General features: G+C 70.2%; 15 protein-coding genes. 5 read left to right on the top strand and 10 right to left on the bottom strand.

The annotated features are described in order from the left end of the window. Nucleotides 1-100 precede the first annotated feature (100 nt). The 8 genes from ACFQ7Q_RS01400 to ACFQ7Q_RS01365 all read right to left on the bottom strand — a co-directional run bounded on the left by ACFQ7Q_RS01400 (nt 101) and on the right by ACFQ7Q_RS01365 (nt 8,555). The gene (locus ACFQ7Q_RS01400; protein WP_383548151.1) at nt 101-1,378 is read right to left on the bottom strand and encodes a phosphoribosyltransferase family protein; all 1,278 of its coding nucleotides are present in this window, start codon (nt 1,376-1,378) and stop codon (nt 101-103) included. A gap of 55 nt (nt 1,379-1,433) precedes the next feature. Beyond that, a complete protein-coding gene (locus ACFQ7Q_RS01395; RefSeq protein ID WP_383548149.1) occupies nt 1,434-2,546 on the bottom strand; it encodes a CapA family protein in 1,113 nt (370 codons plus the stop codon). Nucleotides 2,547-2,586: 40 nt separating this feature from the next. Continuing rightward, nucleotides 2,587-3,243: a lactate utilization protein C gene (locus ACFQ7Q_RS01390; RefSeq protein ID WP_383548146.1), complete on the bottom strand. Its 657-nt coding sequence runs from the start codon at nt 3,241-3,243 to the stop codon at nt 2,587-2,589. Next, nucleotides 3,240-4,724 (bottom strand): LutB/LldF family L-lactate oxidation iron-sulfur protein, encoded by a 1,485-nt coding sequence (locus ACFQ7Q_RS01385; protein WP_383548144.1) that lies wholly within the window; start codon nt 4,722-4,724, stop codon nt 3,240-3,242. The genes ACFQ7Q_RS01390 and ACFQ7Q_RS01385 overlap by 4 nt, the downstream gene beginning before the upstream one ends. Continuing rightward, entirely contained in the window at nt 4,721-5,476 is a 756-nt protein-coding gene (locus tag ACFQ7Q_RS01380; protein ID WP_383548142.1) for a (Fe-S)-binding protein, read from the bottom strand. The genes ACFQ7Q_RS01385 and ACFQ7Q_RS01380 overlap by 4 nt, the downstream gene beginning before the upstream one ends. 210 nt (nt 5,477-5,686) lie before the next feature. Continuing rightward, complete coding sequence (locus ACFQ7Q_RS01375) at nt 5,687-6,604, bottom strand: AAA family ATPase (protein WP_383548140.1); 918 nt, start codon at nt 6,602-6,604, stop codon at nt 5,687-5,689. A 2-nt stretch (nt 6,605-6,606) separates the two neighbouring features. Then, entirely contained in the window at nt 6,607-7,827 is a 1,221-nt protein-coding gene (locus ACFQ7Q_RS01370; protein ID WP_383548138.1) for a T4 RnlA family RNA ligase, read from the bottom strand. Between the two features lie 263 nt (nt 7,828-8,090). Next, nucleotides 8,091-8,555 (bottom strand): hypothetical protein, encoded by a 465-nt coding sequence (locus tag ACFQ7Q_RS01365; protein WP_383548135.1) that lies wholly within the window; start codon nt 8,553-8,555, stop codon nt 8,091-8,093. 240 nt (nt 8,556-8,795) lie between these two features. Between ACFQ7Q_RS01365 and ACFQ7Q_RS01360 the strand changes: the two genes are divergently transcribed. The 4 genes from ACFQ7Q_RS01360 (at nt 8,796) to ACFQ7Q_RS01345 (ending at nt 12,725) form a co-directional block, all read left to right on the top strand. Beyond that, on the top strand, nt 8,796-9,419 hold the full coding sequence (locus ACFQ7Q_RS01360; protein ID WP_383548133.1) for an ankyrin repeat domain-containing protein: 624 nt from the start codon (nt 8,796-8,798) through the stop codon (nt 9,417-9,419). Next, nucleotides 9,416-10,588 carry a hypothetical protein gene (locus ACFQ7Q_RS01355; RefSeq protein WP_383548130.1) on the top strand — a complete coding sequence of 391 codons (1,173 nt, stop codon included), beginning with the start codon at nt 9,416-9,418 and terminating at the stop codon, nt 10,586-10,588. Before ACFQ7Q_RS01360 ends, ACFQ7Q_RS01355 begins: the two co-directional genes overlap by 4 nt. A 148-nt stretch (nt 10,589-10,736) precedes the next feature. After that, a complete protein-coding gene (locus tag ACFQ7Q_RS01350) occupies nt 10,737-11,681 on the top strand; it encodes an endonuclease/exonuclease/phosphatase family protein (protein ID WP_383548127.1) in 945 nt (314 codons plus the stop codon). 327 nt (nt 11,682-12,008) lie between these two features. After that, nucleotides 12,009-12,725, top strand: coding sequence for a flavodoxin family protein (locus ACFQ7Q_RS01345; protein WP_383548124.1), 717 nt, complete (start codon nt 12,009-12,011; stop codon nt 12,723-12,725). Nucleotides 12,726-12,913: 188 nt separating this feature from the next. Here the strand turns inward: ACFQ7Q_RS01345 and ACFQ7Q_RS01340 are convergent, their stop codons facing one another. Then, nucleotides 12,914-14,269, bottom strand: coding sequence for an MFS transporter (locus ACFQ7Q_RS01340; RefSeq protein WP_383548122.1), 1,356 nt, complete (start codon nt 14,267-14,269; stop codon nt 12,914-12,916). Nucleotides 14,270-14,652: 383 nt separating this feature from the next. After that, the gene (locus ACFQ7Q_RS01335) at nt 14,653-15,522 is read right to left on the bottom strand and encodes a helix-turn-helix domain-containing protein (RefSeq protein WP_383548119.1); all 870 of its coding nucleotides are present in this window, start codon (nt 15,520-15,522) and stop codon (nt 14,653-14,655) included. Between the two features lie 261 nt (nt 15,523-15,783). Between ACFQ7Q_RS01335 and ACFQ7Q_RS01330 the strand changes: the two genes are divergently transcribed. Next, complete coding sequence (locus ACFQ7Q_RS01330) at nt 15,784-16,671, top strand: bile acid:sodium symporter family protein (protein ID WP_383548318.1); 888 nt, start codon at nt 15,784-15,786, stop codon at nt 16,669-16,671. The last annotated feature ends 421 nt before the right edge of the window (nt 16,672-17,092 follow it).

The raw sequence follows: 17,092 nt of genomic DNA, 5'->3' as shown, positions 1-17,092 counted from the left end.
TGCAACCGGTTCGAGCCTAACGCAACGACCCATGCACCCACTCGTTGCAATGGATGGACGTGAACGCTATACGGGAGACACCACGGAGCTCCGAAACCGTTCAGAAGTGGTCGGCGAACCAGCCGGCCGCGAGTTCACCGACGCGCTCCAGCGTGCCCGGCTCCTCGAAGAGATGAGTGGCTCCGGGGACGACGACCAGCTCGCTCTCGCAACGCAGTTGACTCTGGGCCTGTTCGTTCAGGTCCACGACGAGCGGGTCGTGACCGCCCACGATGAGGAGAGTGGGAGCGCGTACCGCGCCGAGGCGTGGGCCGGCGAGGTCGGGGCGTCCGCCGCGGGAGACCACGGCGGCCACGGTGGCGGTGGGGTCGGCGGCGGCCCAGAGGGCGGCCGCCGCGCCGGTGCTGGCGCCGAAGTAGCCGGTACGCAGGCCGCCGATGCCGTCCTGTTCCCCGAGCCATGCCGTGGCCCGGGAGAGGCGGTCGGCCAGTAGTTCGGTGTCGAACACGTTGGCCCGGTCGGCCGCCTCCCTCTCGGTGAGCAGGTCGAAGAGGAGCGTGCCCAGGCCGGCTCGGTTCAGGTCCTCCGCGACGGCTCGGTTGCGCGGACTGTGCCGGCTGCTGCCGCTGCCGTGGGCGAACAGGACGACCCCCGCGGCGCCCTGGGGCACCACCAGATGCCCTGCCAGCTCCAACTCCCCTGCCTGGATGCGCACTTCAGCATCCTGGGCGCCCGATCCACGTGCTGCGCGGTTGCGAGCCAGACAGGCCAGGACCTCCTCGTCGGCGGTCTGCGAGAAGTCCTCGTAGAACTGGCCGATCGCGTAGAAGAACTCCGGCTCGTGCACACTGGCCGTCTCGTCCGCCTCGCCGCCGATCCGGGCCGGCCAGCCGGCGGGCGCGACCGGGACCGCGAGCACGATCCGCGCGGCCCCCCGCGCGCGGACGACCCGGCAGGCGGCCAACGCCGTGGCGCCCGTCGCCAGTCCGTCGTCGACCACCACGGCCGTGCGGCCGTCGAGACGGGCCGGTGGCGTCGTCCCGCGGTAGCGATCGGCCCGCTGCCGCAGCACCACCCGTTCCCGTTCCTCGACCGCGGCGACGTCACGGTCGGAGACCCCGGTCTCGACCAGCACGTTGTCGTTGAGGACCCGCACGTCTCCCTCCCCGATGGCCCCCATGGCCAGCTCGGGCTGGAAGGGCACCCCCAACTTGCGTACCAGACAGACGTCGAGCGGGGCCCCGAGCGCGTCGGCGACCTGTTCGGCGACCGGCACGCCGCCGCGCGGAAGGCCCAGGACCACGACGTCGTGGCCCTTGAGATGGTCCAGGCGGGCGGCGAGTTGCCGTCCGGCGTCCGTACGATCGGTGAAGTACATGTCCCGCTCGTCTCCCTGGTCCGGAGCGTGCGCGGTCGCCGCCGTGCGTGTCCCGTCAGGCGGGACGGGCGACGAGGGTTCCGTCCTCGTCGAGGGCGACCTGCGCGCCGTAGGGCCGGCTCGTCCGGCCCAGTACGTCGTGGAGCCACCGCGCATCCCGGCCGGGGGCGTGCTCCAGCCTCATGCGCCGGGCCCGCAGGGGAATGATGCGCACCTCCTGGAGTCCGCCGTCTTCGGGCCTCACCGAGGCCACGGGAAGCAGCCGCAGGTCGTCGCGGTACTGCTCGTAGCCCGTGATGCCCTCGTAGTCGTTGATCAGATCGCCGCAGCCGTGGAGGACGAGTCTGCCCCGGTACACCTCCACGGGCCTGGGGTGGTGCGAGGAGTGCCCGTGCACGATGTCGGCGCCGCTGTCGATCAGGGCGTGCGCGAAGTCGACGTCGGCGCGGGAGAGCGCGTAACCCCAGTTCGAACCCCAGTGGACCGACACCACGACGATGTCGCCCGGTCTCTTGGTCTCCCGTATCCGGGTGGTGAGGCGCTTGGCGGTGGCAGCGGCCGGCGCCGCGGCGAAATGGACACCGCCGAGTTCGTCCGTGGCCGCCCAATGGCGTGGGATGCCGCTGGAGGCCATGCCCAGGGCATGGACGACGAGCCGTCCGCCGCCCGGGAGGTCGACGACCACGGGCCGCCCGGCCTCCTCGGCGTTCGCGCCCGCTCCCACCGCGCGCAGCCCGCTGCCGGCCAGGGCTTTGAGGGTGTCGTCGAGGCCGACCCGGCCGTAGTCCAGGACGTGGTTGTTGGCCAGGACGCACACGTCGGGGCGGACGGCCGTCAGGCTCGGCAGGTTCTCCGGGTGCATCCGGTAGTGGACCGCCTTGCCGGGGGCGAACTCGCCGTTCGTGGTGACGGCCGTCTCCAGGTTGGTGATCCGGACGTCGGGCGCGGCGTCGTCGAGGGCGCCGAGAGCGACGCCCCAGGGATAGGCGAAGTCCGCGCGGTGCGGAATGGGACCGTTGACCTCCTCCGCGAGCGCCACATAGGACCGTGCATCATGCACATACCGCTCGCGGAGCGCCGGGTCGCCTGGATGGGGAAGGATCTGGTCGACCCCGCGGCCGAGCATCACGTCGCCGCAGAGGAACAGTCCGACCAGGTCACTGCCCATACACCCAGGGTAGACGCGGTGCGGTGGGGACGGTCGGGGCTCAGGACCCGTCCAGCAGGACGACCTCCAGGGTGCGCGGGCCGTGCACTCCTTCCACCCGGTCGAGTTCGATGTCGCTGGTCGCGGAGGGGCCGGAGATCCAGGTGAGCGGGCGGGCGGGGTCGAGGCGTTCGAGGGCCTGGGGAACGGAGGAGACGACCTGGTCGGGGACGCGTACGACGCAGATGTGGTGGTCGGGTACGAGGGTGATGCGGCGGCGGCCCTGGTCGGGGCTGCCGTCCAGGACGAGGGTCCCGGTCTCGGCGATCGCCACGGCGCAGCCGGTGACGACGCTCTCCACCCGGTCGAGCTCGTGGGAGGTGCTCGCGGCCCGGTCGTGGACCCGGGTGGGATCCGCCGCCGACATCCACTCGGACGGCAGCCCGGGAGGCACGAGGACGTACTGCGGACCCCGCGCGGCGAGCAGCCTCATGATCAGATACGGAAGCTCCTCCGCGTCCGTGCGATGCACGATCGCCCTGTAGTCGGCGAGGTTCTCGGCCAGCAGATCGACCGTCTGCTCCGTCGTCCGTGACCCGTGCTCGCGCAGATACTCGCGGTCGACGGCGTGCCCGAAGGCCTCCTCGTAGGCGCGGGGAGCCTCGTGCGGGCCGAGCGCGCGCCGAATCCGCCCCAGAATGACGTCCCTGCCGCTCATCGGCCGGTCTCCTTCGCTCCTGTGCCGTGCGTCCGCTGCCACCAGTCCCGGAACGACTCGGCCGGCACGGTCGGCAGGTCCCTCGTCGCCGTCCAGGCACGACCCGGACCCGGCACCGTACGGGGATGGAAACGGCGGGTGCGGGCCGCCAGGCGCTGGCCGGCGGCGAGCGCCCCCGGGTGACGGAACGCCCACTGCGCGGCGCGCATGGCGGCGCGCTCGGCCGCGTGGCCCTTGGCGGGTTTGAGCGTGACCCTGTTGCCGTCGCGGGTGGCCGCGCCTCCCTGGGCGATGCGTTCGCGGAGGTGGACGAGGACTTCGGGGATGTCGATGGCGACGGGACAGACGTCGTAGCAGGCGCCGCACAGCGTGGAGGCATAGGGCAGCGAGGCATCGATCTCGCTTGCCGTGCCGCGGAGTTGGGGGCTGAGGATCGCGCCGATGGGGCCGGGGTAGACGGAGCCGTACGCGTGCCCCCCGGCCCGCTCGTACACCGGGCAGACGTTGAGGCAGGCGGAGCAGCGGATGCAGCGCAGGGCCTGGCGGCCGACATCGTCGGCGAGGGTGTCGGTGCGGCCGTTGTCTAGCAGGACCAGGTGGAAGGTCCGCGGACCGTCGCCGTCGGTGGTGCCGGTCCACATCGAGGTGTACGGATTCATCCGCTCCGCCGTCGACGAACGCGGCAGTGTCTGCAGGAACACCTCCAGATCGCGCCAGGTCGGCACGACCTTCTCGATGCCCACCACCGAGATCAGGGTCTCGGGCAACGTCAGGCACATGCGCCCGTTGCCTTCGGACTCGACGACGACGAGGGTGCCGGTCTCGGCGACCATGAAGTTGGCACCCGAGACACCGACCTTCGCGCGCAGGAACTTCTCCCGCAGGTGCAGCCGGGCCGCCTCCGCCAGCTCGGCGGGAGTGTCGGTCAGCCCTTCCGGCGCCGACCGGCCCCAACGGCCCATCTCGCGGGCGAAGATGTCACGGATCTCGCCGCGGTTGCGGTGGATCGCGGGTACGAGGATGTGGGAGGGGCGGTCGTCGCCGAGCTGGACGATGAGCTCTGCCAGGTCGGTCTCGTAGGCGGCGATGCCCTCCGCCTCGAGCGCCTCGTTCAGACCGATCTCCTGAGTGGCCATCGACTTGACCTTGACGACCTCGCTCTCGCCGGTCGCCTTCACAAGGTCGGCGACGATCCGGTTCGCCTCCTCGGCATCGGCCGCCCAGTGCACGGAGCCGCCCGCCGCCGTGACGGACTCCTCCAGCTGGATCAGATACGTGTCCAGATGGCGCAGCGTGTGGTCCTTGATCTGTTTGCCGGCCTCCCGCAGTTCCGCCCAGTCGTCCAGTTCGGCGACCGCCTTGGCCCGCCGGTCACGGATCGTGTGGGTCGCATGCCGCAGGTTCGCCCGCAGGGTGGTGTTCCGTAGGGCTTCGTGCGCGGCCTGGGGGAAGGACGGCATTCCCACGAACGTTCCGCTCATGCCACCGGCTCCGCTTCCGTGCTCGCCAGGATCTCGGCGATGTGCACCGGCCGCGTCCCGACGTCGAGGCGGGTCATCGTCCCGCCGATGTGCATCAGACAGGAGTTGTCCGCCGCGCAGAGCACCTCCGCGCCGGTCGAGACGGCGTTCCGGACCTTGTCGGCGCCCATCGCCGCCGAGACGTCCGCGTTCTTCACGGCGAAGGTGCCACCGAAACCACAGCATTCCTCCGCGCCCGGCAGCTCCACCAGCTCCAGGCCCTTCACAGCCGTCAGGAGCCGCAGGGGCCGGTCGCCGAGTCCCAGACTGCGAAGGCCGTGGCACGTCGGGTGGTACGTGACCTTGTGCGGGTAGTACGCGCCGACGTCCGTCACGCCCAGCACGTCCACCAGGAACTCCGTCAGTTCGTACGTCTTCGGCACCACCGGTGCCACCGCCCGTGCGAGCCCCTCCCCACGTCCCTCCGCCCGCGCCCGCGCACCCATCCGCGGATACAGCTCCCGCACCATCGCCCCGCACGACCCCGAGGGCGTCACGATCGCGTCGTAACCGCCGAACACCTCCGCGAACCGGTGAGCCAGCGGCTCCGCCTCACGGCGATAGCCGGTGTTGTAGTGAGCCTGGCCGCAACACGTCTGGCCCAGCGGGAAGTCCACGTCCACGCCGAGCCGCCCCAGAAGCCTCACCACCGCCCGACCGGTGTCCGGATAGAGCGTGTCGTTCACGCAGGTCAGGAACAGTGCGACACGCATCGGGCTCCTTCGTATCGGTCGGTGGCCTCCCCCGAGGTTCATACCGCACCGGCGGTCGGATGCGGAACCGCCGCTCAGGACGTGGACGGTGGCTTCGGCGTCGGCGGCGCGCGGACCACGAGGATGTCGAACCACGTGCGCCGGACTCACGATGCGGGTGATCGCCCGGCCGAGGAGCGTGCCTGTTCCACGCCCGCCCACCGGCCGGGCCTAGAAGTTGCCGTAGTTGACCTGCCAGGTCGGCAGGCCCATGTGACGCCAGAGGGCGACCACGCGGTCGCGGTCGTCGAGCGAGACCCGCACCGCGTACCGGTGTCGTACATGCGCGTCGAAGAGCTCGGCCTTCACGATGTCGTCGCTGCGCCCGTCGTCCGAAGCCCGCATCCACAGCTCGTCGTACGGAACTCCGTGCTGCGCGAGCCATGCCTCGGTCATCGCCCGGTGGTCCTCGCTGCGGCCGGAGACCAGGACGATCGTGTCGTTCTCGGCACTGCGGAAGGCCCGCAGGGCCTGCCGGACCGAGACGTTGATCAGGTCGAGGTCGCAGCGCGTGAAGTCGTACGGGCCTCGGTCGCCGCGCAGCGCGAGCGTGCCGTCGATGTCGCACATCACCGCGGACGGCAGCGCCGGGTCGGGGACGTAGGGCGCGGCGGAGGGCCGCTTGCCCAGCCACTCGGCGGTCAGCCGCCAGCCGCCGCGGGTGGCCTTGGCGTGCTTGTCGGCAAGGATGCGGATGATCTCCTCGCCGACGGATCGCTCGCGGGCGGCATCGCGTCGTACGCACTCCTCCACGGGCACGTCGGTGAAGTCGTGCACGACGAAGCCGGCGTCGAGGCCGGTCACGGCGGCCATGAGCCGCTTGGGGATGTGCGGGGTCAGATGCGTGTTGTCGACGACCACGTCGAAGCCGCCCTCGACGGCCGAGCGGACCGCGGCGTCCTGGATGTCGAGGACGGTCCGCTCGTGCGCGTGCGAGCGGCCGCGCTCGGGGGCGGGGACGTCGAGCATGGTGCGCAGGTCGTCGAGGTTGACGCGCCGCATCCGGCCCTCGGACTCCGCCTGCAGCCGCCGGGCGGCCGTGGTCTTCCCCGAGGCGGGGAGTCCCGTCATGACGTGTACTACGGGCACGGTCAGTTCTCCTCGTCGGTGGTGAAGGGGTCGGCCGCCTCCGGCCTGACGGAGCGCCAGACGACCAGGTCGGTCGGTCGTCCGTCGAGACGCAGGAAGAGGGCCGAACGGATCTCCGGGGCGACCGGCAGCGCCTTGACCGCCCGGGCGAAGGCGCCCCGGTCCGCGGCCAGGTGGGTGACGCTCTTGTACGCCTCGTCGATGGCCTGCTCGCGGGCCGCCGCCTCGCCCTCCAGCCGGGCGATGACCCCGCGCACCCAGGTGTCGAATTCGTCCGGAACCTGTTCCAGCAGAGCGTCCAGCGGCCGGCCGCCCGAGGCCCTGATGCCGCCGAGTTCGGCGACCGAGCAGCCCAGGCCCGACGCCAGCCGCTTGACGGACATCCCGGCGAACCGCTGGATGCCGTGGCTGCGCCAGATGTCCCGCTCGGTGACCCCGGTCAGCACCTTGTGCAGCCGTACGTACTCGCTCAGCTTGGCCTTCGCCCGCACGCCCGAGGCGTACCGCAGGACGAAGCCCTCGGCGTCGGTGCCGGTGGCGGCGCGGCCGCCGGGCAGCGTGTTCGACTCGGTGAGCGCGATCAGCTCGGTGAGGGACATCGCGGGCCAGGTCCGTACGACCGTTCCGATCTCCGTCCACGCGGTCGCGGCCTCGGCCAGGGGCACCTCGGTGCCGTCAGGGCCGAAGGCGGCGAGGAGGACCAGGTCCCGGCGGTCGCCGTAGTCCACGACGATGCGGTTCTGCGGGTAGAGGATCTCGGCGAGGTACGTGACTCCGGGAGTCAGCGCGCCGGTGTCCCGGGCGTCGAGCCGGCGCTGCGCCCAGGTCGCCTGGGCGCTGATGAAGGAGCCCTTGGAGGCCACCTGCCAACGGCCCGCGTAGTGGAAGATCACGGCGAGGCTGCCGTCGACCTTGTCGTAGACGTCGAAGGGCTCGTCGGGCAGCGCGGGCGCGTAGGGCTGACCGGTCTCGTGCTCACCGATGTTGAAGAACTTCGGCAGGGGCAGCGCGACGATCTCGCCGGTGGTGTCGTCGGCGACCAGTCCACGGCAGCGCGTGGTCACCCGGTTCCAGATCCGCTCGTACTGGCAGGCGCGGGTGTACGTGTAGATCGACAGCGGCAGCTCGGGGTGTGCCTTGCGGGTGACGTGCCCGGCGTCGATGGCCGCGGTCAACTCCTGCGGCGGCAGCAGCTCCTGGAGAGTCAGGTATGCCTGGCTCATGGGTTCCTCCTGGTCGGTGATGGCCCATTCTCACCTGCGAAGAACCTGGTCGGACAGTGCTTTTCGTGGTGAGGGAGAGGAGGGGCGCCCGTCGGCCGGGCGTCCCTCCCCTGCACTCGCACGAACCCGCCGCGCGCCCGAGCGCTCACGGCTCGCCGGGGTGCTCACGGCTCGCCCGAACTCTCTCGGCTCACGCGGGCTCACTCGGCTCGCCCGAGCTCTCACGGCTCACGCGGGCTCTCGGCCCACGCGGGCCGTCGCGGTCAGCCCGGGAAGGGGACGTTGTCCTCGTCCGAGATCGGGTTGTTCATCACGCGCGTGGTGTGGCAGTACGAGACGGCGCCGTTGCTCACGTTGACCTTGCACACCTCGAAGTAGGCGTAGCTGATCCAGCCCCCGGGCGCCGCGTACGTGGTCCACGAGGCGGTGTCCTGGCCGGACGGGATGGTCCGCATCCGCCACGTGATCTTGCCGTTCGCGCCGCCGGTCACCAGCCGCGCGCCTACCGCGTAGCCGTCGGTCCGCTGGTCCCGAAGAGTGATCTTGACGGGGTCCAGCTTGTCCGCCCGCCAGCCGATCTCGAAGCTTCCGGAGAACGAGAAGTCCCCCGCCGTCACGGAGTCACCCGTGGTCGGGACGGCGGCCGCCGCGGGCGTGGCGGCGAGCGGCACGATCAGGGCGGCCACGGCCGTCGCGCAGGCGGCGGCCAGAGTGTGCTTGAAGCGCACGAATCCCCCAAAACATTATGCAGAGTTGGTCGTAGATGATCACTTTAGCCGCGCTTAAGGGGTCATCCGTTCGGATGACCCCGCTGTCCACCGGACGGTTCCCCACGGAGATCCACCGGGTCGACCGGCGGTGGTCGTCGGTGGACGCACGATCGAGAGGAGCGCGGACCGACCGCCTCCGCCGTCCACCGGAAAGGGGCGACGTCCGTGCTGCCGACAGCCGTGAGAAGGAGAACGTCCATGGATCCGAACGACCGGCTGCTGCTCGCGGCCGCCCACCGCGGAGACACCGCCGGAATCGCCGTCGCCCTCGGTTCCGGAGCGGACGTCGAGTGCCGCGACCCTGAGCGTCGTACCCCCCTGCTGCTGGCCGCGCGGGCGGACCACGTGGACGCAGCCGTCCTGTTGGTCGAGGCGGGCGCCGATCCCGACGCGCCCGACAGCCGCGCGGACACGCCGTGGCTGGTCACCGGAGTGACGGGCAGCGTGTCGATGATGCGCGTGCTGCTCCGCGCGAACCCCGATCTGACGCTCACCAACCGTTTCGGCGGGACCTCGCTCATCCCCGCGGCGGAGTGCGGCCATGTCGCGTACGTACGGGCCGTGCTGCGCGAGACCGACATGGACGTCGACCACGTCAACCGGCTCGGCTGGACCGCTCTGCTGGAGGCGGTCATCCTCGGTGACGGCGGTCGGCGGCACGAGGAGATCGTCGAGCTGCTGATCACCGCCGGGGCGGATCCCCTGCTCGCGGACCACGACGGTACGACTCCGCTCGAACACGCGCGGCGGCGCGGCTTCGCCGGCATCGCCGGCCTCCTCGAGGCCGCTTCGGCGCGCGCCGGACGGAGGGCCGCCCGATGAGCTCCCTCCGCCCGGGGCGCGCCGCGCGCGTCCTCGTACCCGCCGCCGCGGTCGCGGCCGTCCTCGCCGGTTGCGCGCCCGGCCAGGGCGCAGACGCCTCGGCACGCGACACCTCCGCCCCCGCCTCGTCCCCCTCGACGTCTGCCGCCGCGGCGGCTCCCACCCCCACCCCGGCAGGCACCCTCCTCGTCGCCGACTTCGGCTCCGACACCGTCACCTTCGTCGACCCGGAGCGCGGCACGCTCGGCTCGGTCGAGGTGGGGACAGCCCCGTACGGCCTGGTCGTCGGCGCCGACGGGCGCGCCTGGGTGGCCACCGCCGAGGGCGTCGCCGTCGTCGACACCCGCACCCGCGAACGGCTCGCCCTCATCCCGTACGAGACCGACACCGGTCCCGTCACCTCCGGCGAGTACCGCGGCGGCGGCATGGGCATCGCGCTGGCTCCCGACGGCAAGCGGGTCTACGTCGGCGTCAACGTTCCCGACGGGAACGGCACCCTGGAGGTGATCGACACCGCGAGCCGTGAGGTGACCGCCACCGTCCCCGTGGGCCGGCGGCCCTTCGACGTCGACGTCTCACGGGACGGCACCGAGGTGTACGCGACGAACCACGACTCCTTCGATGTGACGGTGGTCCGCGCGGACACGCTCGATCCGCGCCGCATCGAGGTCGCCCCGTACGGCACCGAAGGCGGTCTCGGCTCCTGGCTCAAGCCGCACTACACCGCCGTCCGCCCCTCCGACGGCAGGTTGCTGCTCCCCTTCGAGGGCGAGCGGCTCGCGGTCGTCGATCCGCGGACCGGCCGCACGGAGATCGAGACGATGACCGCCGACACCCACCAGCACGGTGCCGCGATCACCCCCGACGGCACGCTCCTCGTCGTCGGTACGGGCCCCATCGACCCCGACGAGGACCGGGGCCCCTCGCTCACGGTCCGCGCGCCCGACGGCACGGAGAAGGTCCACCCGCTCGAAGGCCCCCACGAGGACGTCACCGTGTCGGAGGACGGCCGCACCGCGTACGTCACGGGCGGCTTCACCCGGGACGGCTACTGGAACGGCATCACCGTGGTCGACCTGGGGACCGGGGACACCCGGCGCCTCGCCGTCGGGGAGCGGCCGCTCGGCATCGCGGTCCTGCGGCCGGGCGGGCCGTCGGCCGGTTCCTGAGACCCACGGAAAGCCGACTCCCCGCGACGCGCGCCCGACCCGCGCAGCGTCTCCGGCCCTGCCCCGCACACCGGCCCCGACCACGGAGAATGCCCCCGGCACGGAACTGGTTCCGTTCGAACCACGTCCTCACCCCGGGAGGCAAGCGATGGAAGCGATCAGAGGGACGCGGGGGCTGGTCACCGGAGCGGCGCTGGCCGTCGCGGGGGGACTGCTGCTGTTCGCCTCCTCCGTGCCCCGCCTGCCGGGGAACGTGATGAGCCTGGTGGAGACCTTCCTGCCGTGGCTGGGCCTCGCCGTGCCGGTCGGGCTGGTGGTGGCCGTCGTCCGCCGGTCGGCGGTCGCGGCGGTGGCGTCCCTGGTGGTCGCCGCCGTCTGGCTGGTCGTGTTCCGGGCGGCGCTGCCGCCCTCCTCGGCGCCGGGCGCGCGGGGCGCCGAGGACATGACCGTGGTCCAGCACAACGTGAGCGACGAGAACACCAGCCCGTCCCGGGTCGCGAGGATCCTCCTCGGTCCGGACCCCGATGTCGTCGCTCTCGAGGAGCTGACGGAGTCGAGCCTCCCCGCGTACCGGATCGCCCTCGGCCGGACGCATCCGCATCACGCGACGGTGGGGACGGTCGGGCTGTGGTCGAAGTATCCCCTGACGGATGTCGCCCGGGTCGACATCAAGCCGCGTGAGGTGGGCGACGGTTGGGACCGCGGGCTCCGCGCCGTCGTGAACGGCCCGCACGGGAAGGTGGCGACGTTCGTGGCCCACCTGCCGTCCGTCAGGGTGCGGGCCACCGAGGGGTACGCCACGGAGTGGCGCGACGAGAGCGCGGGGCGGCTCGGCCGCGCCCTCGCTTCGGAGCGGGCCGCCGCGGTGCTGGTCCTCGGCGACCTCAACGGCACCGCCGCCGACCGGGGACTCGATCCGGTCATGGACCAGGTGCGCGGCAGCCGCGGCGAGTTCGCCTTCAGCTGGCCCGCCGACGTGCCCCTCGCGCGCATCGACCACGTGCTGGCCCGGGGCGCCACGGTCACCACGACGTGGACGCTGCCCGCCACCGGCAGCGACCATCTGCCGGTGGCGGCGCGAGTGCGCTTCTGACGACGCGCGTACGGCGACCCGCCGTCATCCGGTCGGCCGCCCGGGATGGCCGGTCCGGCCGGAGGTGGAGAGGGTGTCGCGCCCCGGCGGTGCCCTCAGCCCCGACCCTCGCCAGGAGACGGCCGATGTCCGCGACTCCGTACCGCTACGACGATCTACGCGCCCTGTACGTCAACTGCACGCCGGCTGTCCGCCTGGAGCGACGGGCGGACTGTCAGGCAACCGGCCCAGCCCCGCGAGCGCCCGGGGCGAAGGCCTGGTGAGCTGTACTGGGAGATCTCCGGTGCCTTCACATCCGTACTCCCAAAGCGTATGGAGGAGGAATCCGTGCCGGACTCAACGACGTCGTACGCCGACCTGCGCGCCCTGGTGATCAACTGCACCCTGAAACGTTCCCCGGAGCGCAGCCATACACAGGGGCTGATCGACATCAGCACCGGGATCATGGAGCGCCAGGGCGTACAGGTCGAGGTGCTCAGGGCGGTGGACATCGACATCGCGACCGGTGTCTGGCCGGACATGACGGAGCACGGGTGGGAGACGGACGAGTGGCCGGTGATCTACTCGCAGGTGATGGCCGCCGACATCCTGACCCTGGCGGGGCCTGTGTGGCTGGGAGACAACTCCTCGATCATGAAGAAGGTGATCGAGCGGTTGTACGCCTGCTCGTCGATCCTCAACGATCAGGGTCAGTACGCCTACTACGGTCGCGTGGGCGGCTGCCTGATCACCGGCAACGAGGACGGCGCCAAGCACTGCGCGATGAACGTCCTCTACAGCCTCCAGCACCTCGGATACGTCATCCCGCCGCAGGCCGACGCGGGCTGGGTCGGCGAGGCCGGCCCGGGCCCGTCGTACCTCGACCCCGGCTCCGGCGGACCGGACAACGACTTCACGAACCGCAACGCGACCTTCATGACCTGGAACCAGCTCCACCTGGCGAGGATGCTCAAGGACACCGGCGGCATCCCCGCCCACGGAAACCAGCGCTCCGAATGGGACGCCGGCTGCCGCTTCGACTTCGAGAACCCCGAACACCGCTGAGTGCGGGCGGAACGGTCGGAAGTCTGGTGGAAGTCAGCTCCGGATCAAGCAGGTCCGTCGCGCGGAGTACCCGCGAGCGCGACGTCGCGGGTGGGTAGTTGTCGGAGCTGGTCCGCCGGGACCGGCGACTCGAACGTGTACCGGAGCAGACGGGCAGGCAGCACCGGGCGGCCGCGCCTGTCGTCAGATCAAGCGGGTTCGGGCGCTGCGGCTTCCTCGATCTCGATCTCCACGCCGCGTGTCTCTCTCAGGCGCAGCAGGCACAGGGTGCTGATGACGCCGAGTGCCGACAGGTACCAGCCGACTCCCATGCCGCCGTAGCGCTCGGCCAGAGGCGGCGCGAGGAGGAGTGGCACGCCGCCGCCGAGGATCCCGGCAAGGTTGTATCCCATGCCTGCACCGGTGTAGCGGTAGCGGGTCTTGAACAGTTCGGGCAGGTACGCGGCGGCGGGGCCGTAGGGGATGCCCAGGGCGATCATCAGGACGCTCACGCCGGCGAAGAAGGATGCCGTGCTGCCTGGCTGCATGATCTGGAAGGCCAGCGGGCCCGCAGCGATGCCGAACAGGGTTCCTGCGATGAGGACTCGGCGTCGCCCCAGGCGGTCGGAGAGGACGGCCGAGATGATCGTGGTCAGGCCGAACACGATCGCGGTGAGGATGTTGACCAGCAGGATGCTTCCCCGGGACAGTCCGAGGACGCCCACTCCGGGCTGTGAGCCCGCGTAGGTCGTCAGGTAGACGACGCTGATGTAGAAGCAGCCGAACGTCATGGTGAGCATGCCACCGGTGAGCAGGACTTCTCGCCACTGTTCGCGAAGGGCATCGGTGAAGGGGAAGCCGGTGTGCTTCTGGCGTGCGGTGGAGGTCTTGAAGGCGGGTGTCTCGTCGATGTTCAGTCGCACCCACAGACCCGCGCCGATGAGTACGACGCTGAGCAGGAAGGGGATGCGCCAGCCCCAGGCTGCGAAGTCCGCCGTGGTCAGCAGCAGATCCGAGGCGAGGAAGGTGGCGCTGGACAGTGCCAGCCCGATGCTGGGGCCCAGTTGGGGGAACATGCTGTGCTTCCCCCTCGTCTCGGGGGTGCTGTACTCCGAGGTGAGCAGGGCCGCCCCGGCCCATTCACCGCCCAGAGCCAGGCCTTGTACGGCGCGCAGTGCCACCAGGATGATCGGTGCGGCAGCGCCGAGGGTGTCGGTGGTGGGCAGCAGACCGATCGCGAAGGTCGACAGGCCCATCATGAGGAGGGTGGTGACCAGCGTTGCCTTGCGTCCCAGCCGGTCGCCGTAGTGGCCGAAGACGATGGCGCCCAGCGGCCGGAAGAAGAAGGCGACGCCGAACGTCGCGAACGCGGCGACTGTGGCTGCGGACGCTCCCAGGGACGGGAAGAACAAGGGGCCGAAGACGAGCGAAGCGGCGGTTCCGTAGATGAAGAAGTCGTAGAACTCGATGGTGGTGCCGACGAGTGATGCTGTGGCGACCCGGCGCATGGGGTGCGGGTTTCTCTCCGCGCCGGCCGTGACGTCGGCCGCAACCGTTCTTTCCATGGGGATCCTCTCGGCAGCGAAGGAGCGTCCGGGCATGTCGATTTCGACGCTGTCTGCCGTGGCGTGAGCATCTGGTCTGCGTCCCGTGCAGGGAATGGCCCCGCACCGCCCGGCACGTGGTCACGCTGCCTTCGCCGGTCTTCTCGCTTTCCGCTGGCGATGGTGATCTCGTGACCCATCCGAGCGCTCGCTCTGTTGCAACACGATGATGAGAGGCATTTCCCATGTCAACGCGTAGGTGAGGACCAAACAGAACCGATCGGCCACTGTTTAGGATTCTCGAACAACTGCTATGGCCGGCCTGTTCGGTGGCTGCCCCGGGCATGGCGCGGCCGGCTGTGAGCGGGGCGAGGTCGTCGTTCGCGCCTCGCGCGGGGGGGTGGTCAGGCTTTGGGGCGCATGGCATCGAGTGCGAACTCGATGTACTGGCCGGCGATCTGCTCGGGTGACAGGGGGCCGTCGGCTTGGTACCAGCTGGGAATGGCCACGCACATCGTGACGACCGCGCGGGTGGCCTCATGTGGGTGGAGTGTCGTGAAACGGCCGAGGCGGACTGCCGCTTCCACTTCCCGTTCGACCATCCGCTGCTGCGCGATGCGCATCGCGGCAATCTCGTGCCGGTTGCGGGGCTCGAGGCTGCGCATCTCGCTGGCACCGACGAATCCGAGTGTTCGCCGATAGGTGTGCCACAGCACCAGGTGCTCCACGAGAAGGCTGAACCGCTCGACCGGGTCGCTCCCTTCGTCCCGCGCGGCGGTGGAGCGTTCCAGCAGATCCGACATCGTCAGATGGAGGATTGCTTGCAGCATGTCCTGTTTGCTGGCGTGGTAGTGGTAGAGCCCGGACACCGATAGACCCGCAGCACGCGCGATGTCACGCACGGATGTGCCGTGGTATCCGGCCCTCACGAACTCGGCGAGGGCCGCCGTCAGTACCGGATCGAGCTCCAGGGGTGGATAGTCGCGCCAGCCCGCCAGGGGCAGCGACATATCGCCGCGCCGGCGCCGCGGCGCCGGCGCATCCATCGCGACCGTCCTGTCGGTCAGCACTCCCTCCACAGTGGTTCCGAGCAGTTCGGCGATGCGCTCCAGTCGGTCGACGCTGAGTCTGGCCTTCCCCGTCTCGATGTGGCTGAGGGTGGCCGGACTCACTCCGAGCATGTCGGCGAAGGCCCGCAGGGAATGCCCCCGCACGGTCCTCAGCGCTCGCACTCTCGCTCCGGCGTTTACCCCGGAGACGCTACTGTTTGGCATGGCCAAACAGTAGCGTTGATCGGATCTCTCTGGCCCAGGTGTTGTCGAGATGTGCAGATCGATCGCTCGGCATGGCAACGAGCGCGGCACAGTTCGTCTTTGCCGCCGACACCTGATGTTGACAGTGCTTACGCCTGCACCTACTGTGCGCGGAACAGTTGGCCCTCAGGTTGCCGGACATACGGCTGCCATGCAGGTGCCATACGGCTGTCACTCTGCACTTCCCTCCGCGCCCCCTCGCCCTTGGAGACGAAGCCGCGCATGGACACTCCCCTCGCTACCGTGTTCCTTCCCCTTGCCCTCGCCGTCATCATGTTCGGGTTGGGCCTGTCCCTGACCGTCGACGACTTCCGCCGGGTGCGACGTCATCCCCGGGCCGTGGTCGTGGCGATGTTCTGCCAGCTCCTGTTCCTGCCCGCCCTGTGTCTGGGGCTGGTCATAGCCTTCGACCTCTCCCCCGTACTCGCCGTCGGCATGATGCTGCTGGCCGCCTCACCCGGTGGGACGACAGCAAACCTCTTCAGTCATCTCTTCGGCGGCGACGTGGCGCTGAACGTCACGCTCACTGCGATGAACGCAGTACTGGCCATCGTGACGCTGCCGATCATCACCAACCTCGCCCTTCAGCACTTCGAGCCGGACATCGGTCCCGACGGAATGGGGCTGCAGTTCGGGAAGGTGCTGCAGGTCTTCGCCCTGGTGCTCGTGCCGGTGGCGCTCGGCCTGGCCGTGCGCCGCCGTTCGGAAGCGTTCGCGCGGAGCATGGACCGTCCGGTGCGACAGCTGTCGATCATCGTCCTCGTCGCCGTGATCATCGGCGCGCTGGTGGCCGAGCGGAGCAACATCGTCGGCTACCTCTTGGATGTAGGGCCGGCAGCGCTGGCCTTCTGCATCGCGAGCCTCACGATCGGGTACTTCGCGCCGCGCCTGTTCAGGCTCGACAAGCCGCAGTCGATCGCCTGCTCGATGGAGATCGGTGTGCACAACAGTGCTGTCGCCATGACTTTGGCGATCAGCGTGCTCGGCAGCGTCAGCCTGGCGGTGCCCGCTGCCGTCTACGGAGTGATCATGTATCCCGTCGCGGCACTCGCCGGAGTACTGATGACCCGGGGGTCCCGAACCTCCGAGGATCCAGCGCCGATGATCTGATCGGACCGCTGTCCGCCAAGGCGCTCACCGAGGGAGGTCTGTGAAGGAATCCGCCTCCTCGATACCGCCCAACGCCCGCGCCGGCGCTTTCCCTGCCTCCACCAATGGTGCGCACCTAGCACTTTCGATGCGGCACGGCCATCACCATGACGCCGCATAGTCGGGGCGCGACGGACCGGCGGCGCGCGGCCGTGTTGCGGGCAGGATGCCTTGCAGATTTCCCTTCAAGGGTCAAACGACACCTCGTATTTCCGTCAAGTAAAAGCCATGACAGGTCTATTGAGGTGCGGAACAAGGGGCTCCCATACTCCGAGTTGGACGGTCGTCCAACTCTGTAGGAGCAGATGTGCGATCAGGGAAACGAAGCTGGCGTGCCGTGACCTCTGCAGGTGCGCACCAGGAGGTCACGTCAGGTTTCGCG

It is taken from the genome of Streptomyces sp. NPDC056527, from assembly GCF_042794475.1.
GTDB lineage: Bacteria > Actinomycetota > Actinomycetes > Streptomycetales > Streptomycetaceae > Streptomyces.
This window is presented reverse-complemented; position numbering and strand designations above follow the sequence as displayed.

Bases quoted from the DNA above. Each gene is read 5' to 3' on its own strand.
- ACFQ7Q_RS01400 (WP_383548151.1), bottom strand. From the start codon at position 1,378: ATGTACTTCACCGATCGTACGGACGCCGGACGGCAACTCGCCGCCCGC.
- ACFQ7Q_RS01395 (WP_383548149.1), bottom strand. From the start codon at position 2,546: ATGGGCAGTGACCTGGTCGGACTGTTCCTCTGCGGCGACGTGATGCTC.
- ACFQ7Q_RS01390 (WP_383548146.1), bottom strand. From the start codon at position 3,243: ATGAGCGGCAGGGACGTCATTCTGGGGCGGATTCGGCGCGCGCTCGGC.
- ACFQ7Q_RS01385 (WP_383548144.1), bottom strand. From the start codon at position 4,724: ATGAGCGGAACGTTCGTGGGAATGCCGTCCTTCCCCCAGGCCGCGCAC.
- ACFQ7Q_RS01380 (WP_383548142.1), bottom strand. From the start codon at position 5,476: ATGCGTGTCGCACTGTTCCTGACCTGCGTGAACGACACGCTCTATCCG.
- ACFQ7Q_RS01370 (WP_383548138.1), bottom strand. From the start codon at position 7,827: ATGAGCCAGGCATACCTGACTCTCCAGGAGCTGCTGCCGCCGCAGGAG.
- ACFQ7Q_RS01360 (WP_383548133.1), top strand. From the start codon at position 8,796: ATGGATCCGAACGACCGGCTGCTGCTCGCGGCCGCCCACCGCGGAGAC.
- ACFQ7Q_RS01355 (WP_383548130.1), top strand. From the start codon at position 9,416: ATGAGCTCCCTCCGCCCGGGGCGCGCCGCGCGCGTCCTCGTACCCGCC.
- ACFQ7Q_RS01350 (WP_383548127.1), top strand. From the start codon at position 10,737: ATGGAAGCGATCAGAGGGACGCGGGGGCTGGTCACCGGAGCGGCGCTG.
- ACFQ7Q_RS01340 (WP_383548122.1), bottom strand. From the start codon at position 14,269: ATGGAAAGAACGGTTGCGGCCGACGTCACGGCCGGCGCGGAGAGAAAC.
- ACFQ7Q_RS01335 (WP_383548119.1), bottom strand. From the start codon at position 15,522: ATGCCAAACAGTAGCGTCTCCGGGGTAAACGCCGGAGCGAGAGTGCGA.
- ACFQ7Q_RS01330 (WP_383548318.1), top strand. From the start codon at position 15,784: ATGGACACTCCCCTCGCTACCGTGTTCCTTCCCCTTGCCCTCGCCGTC.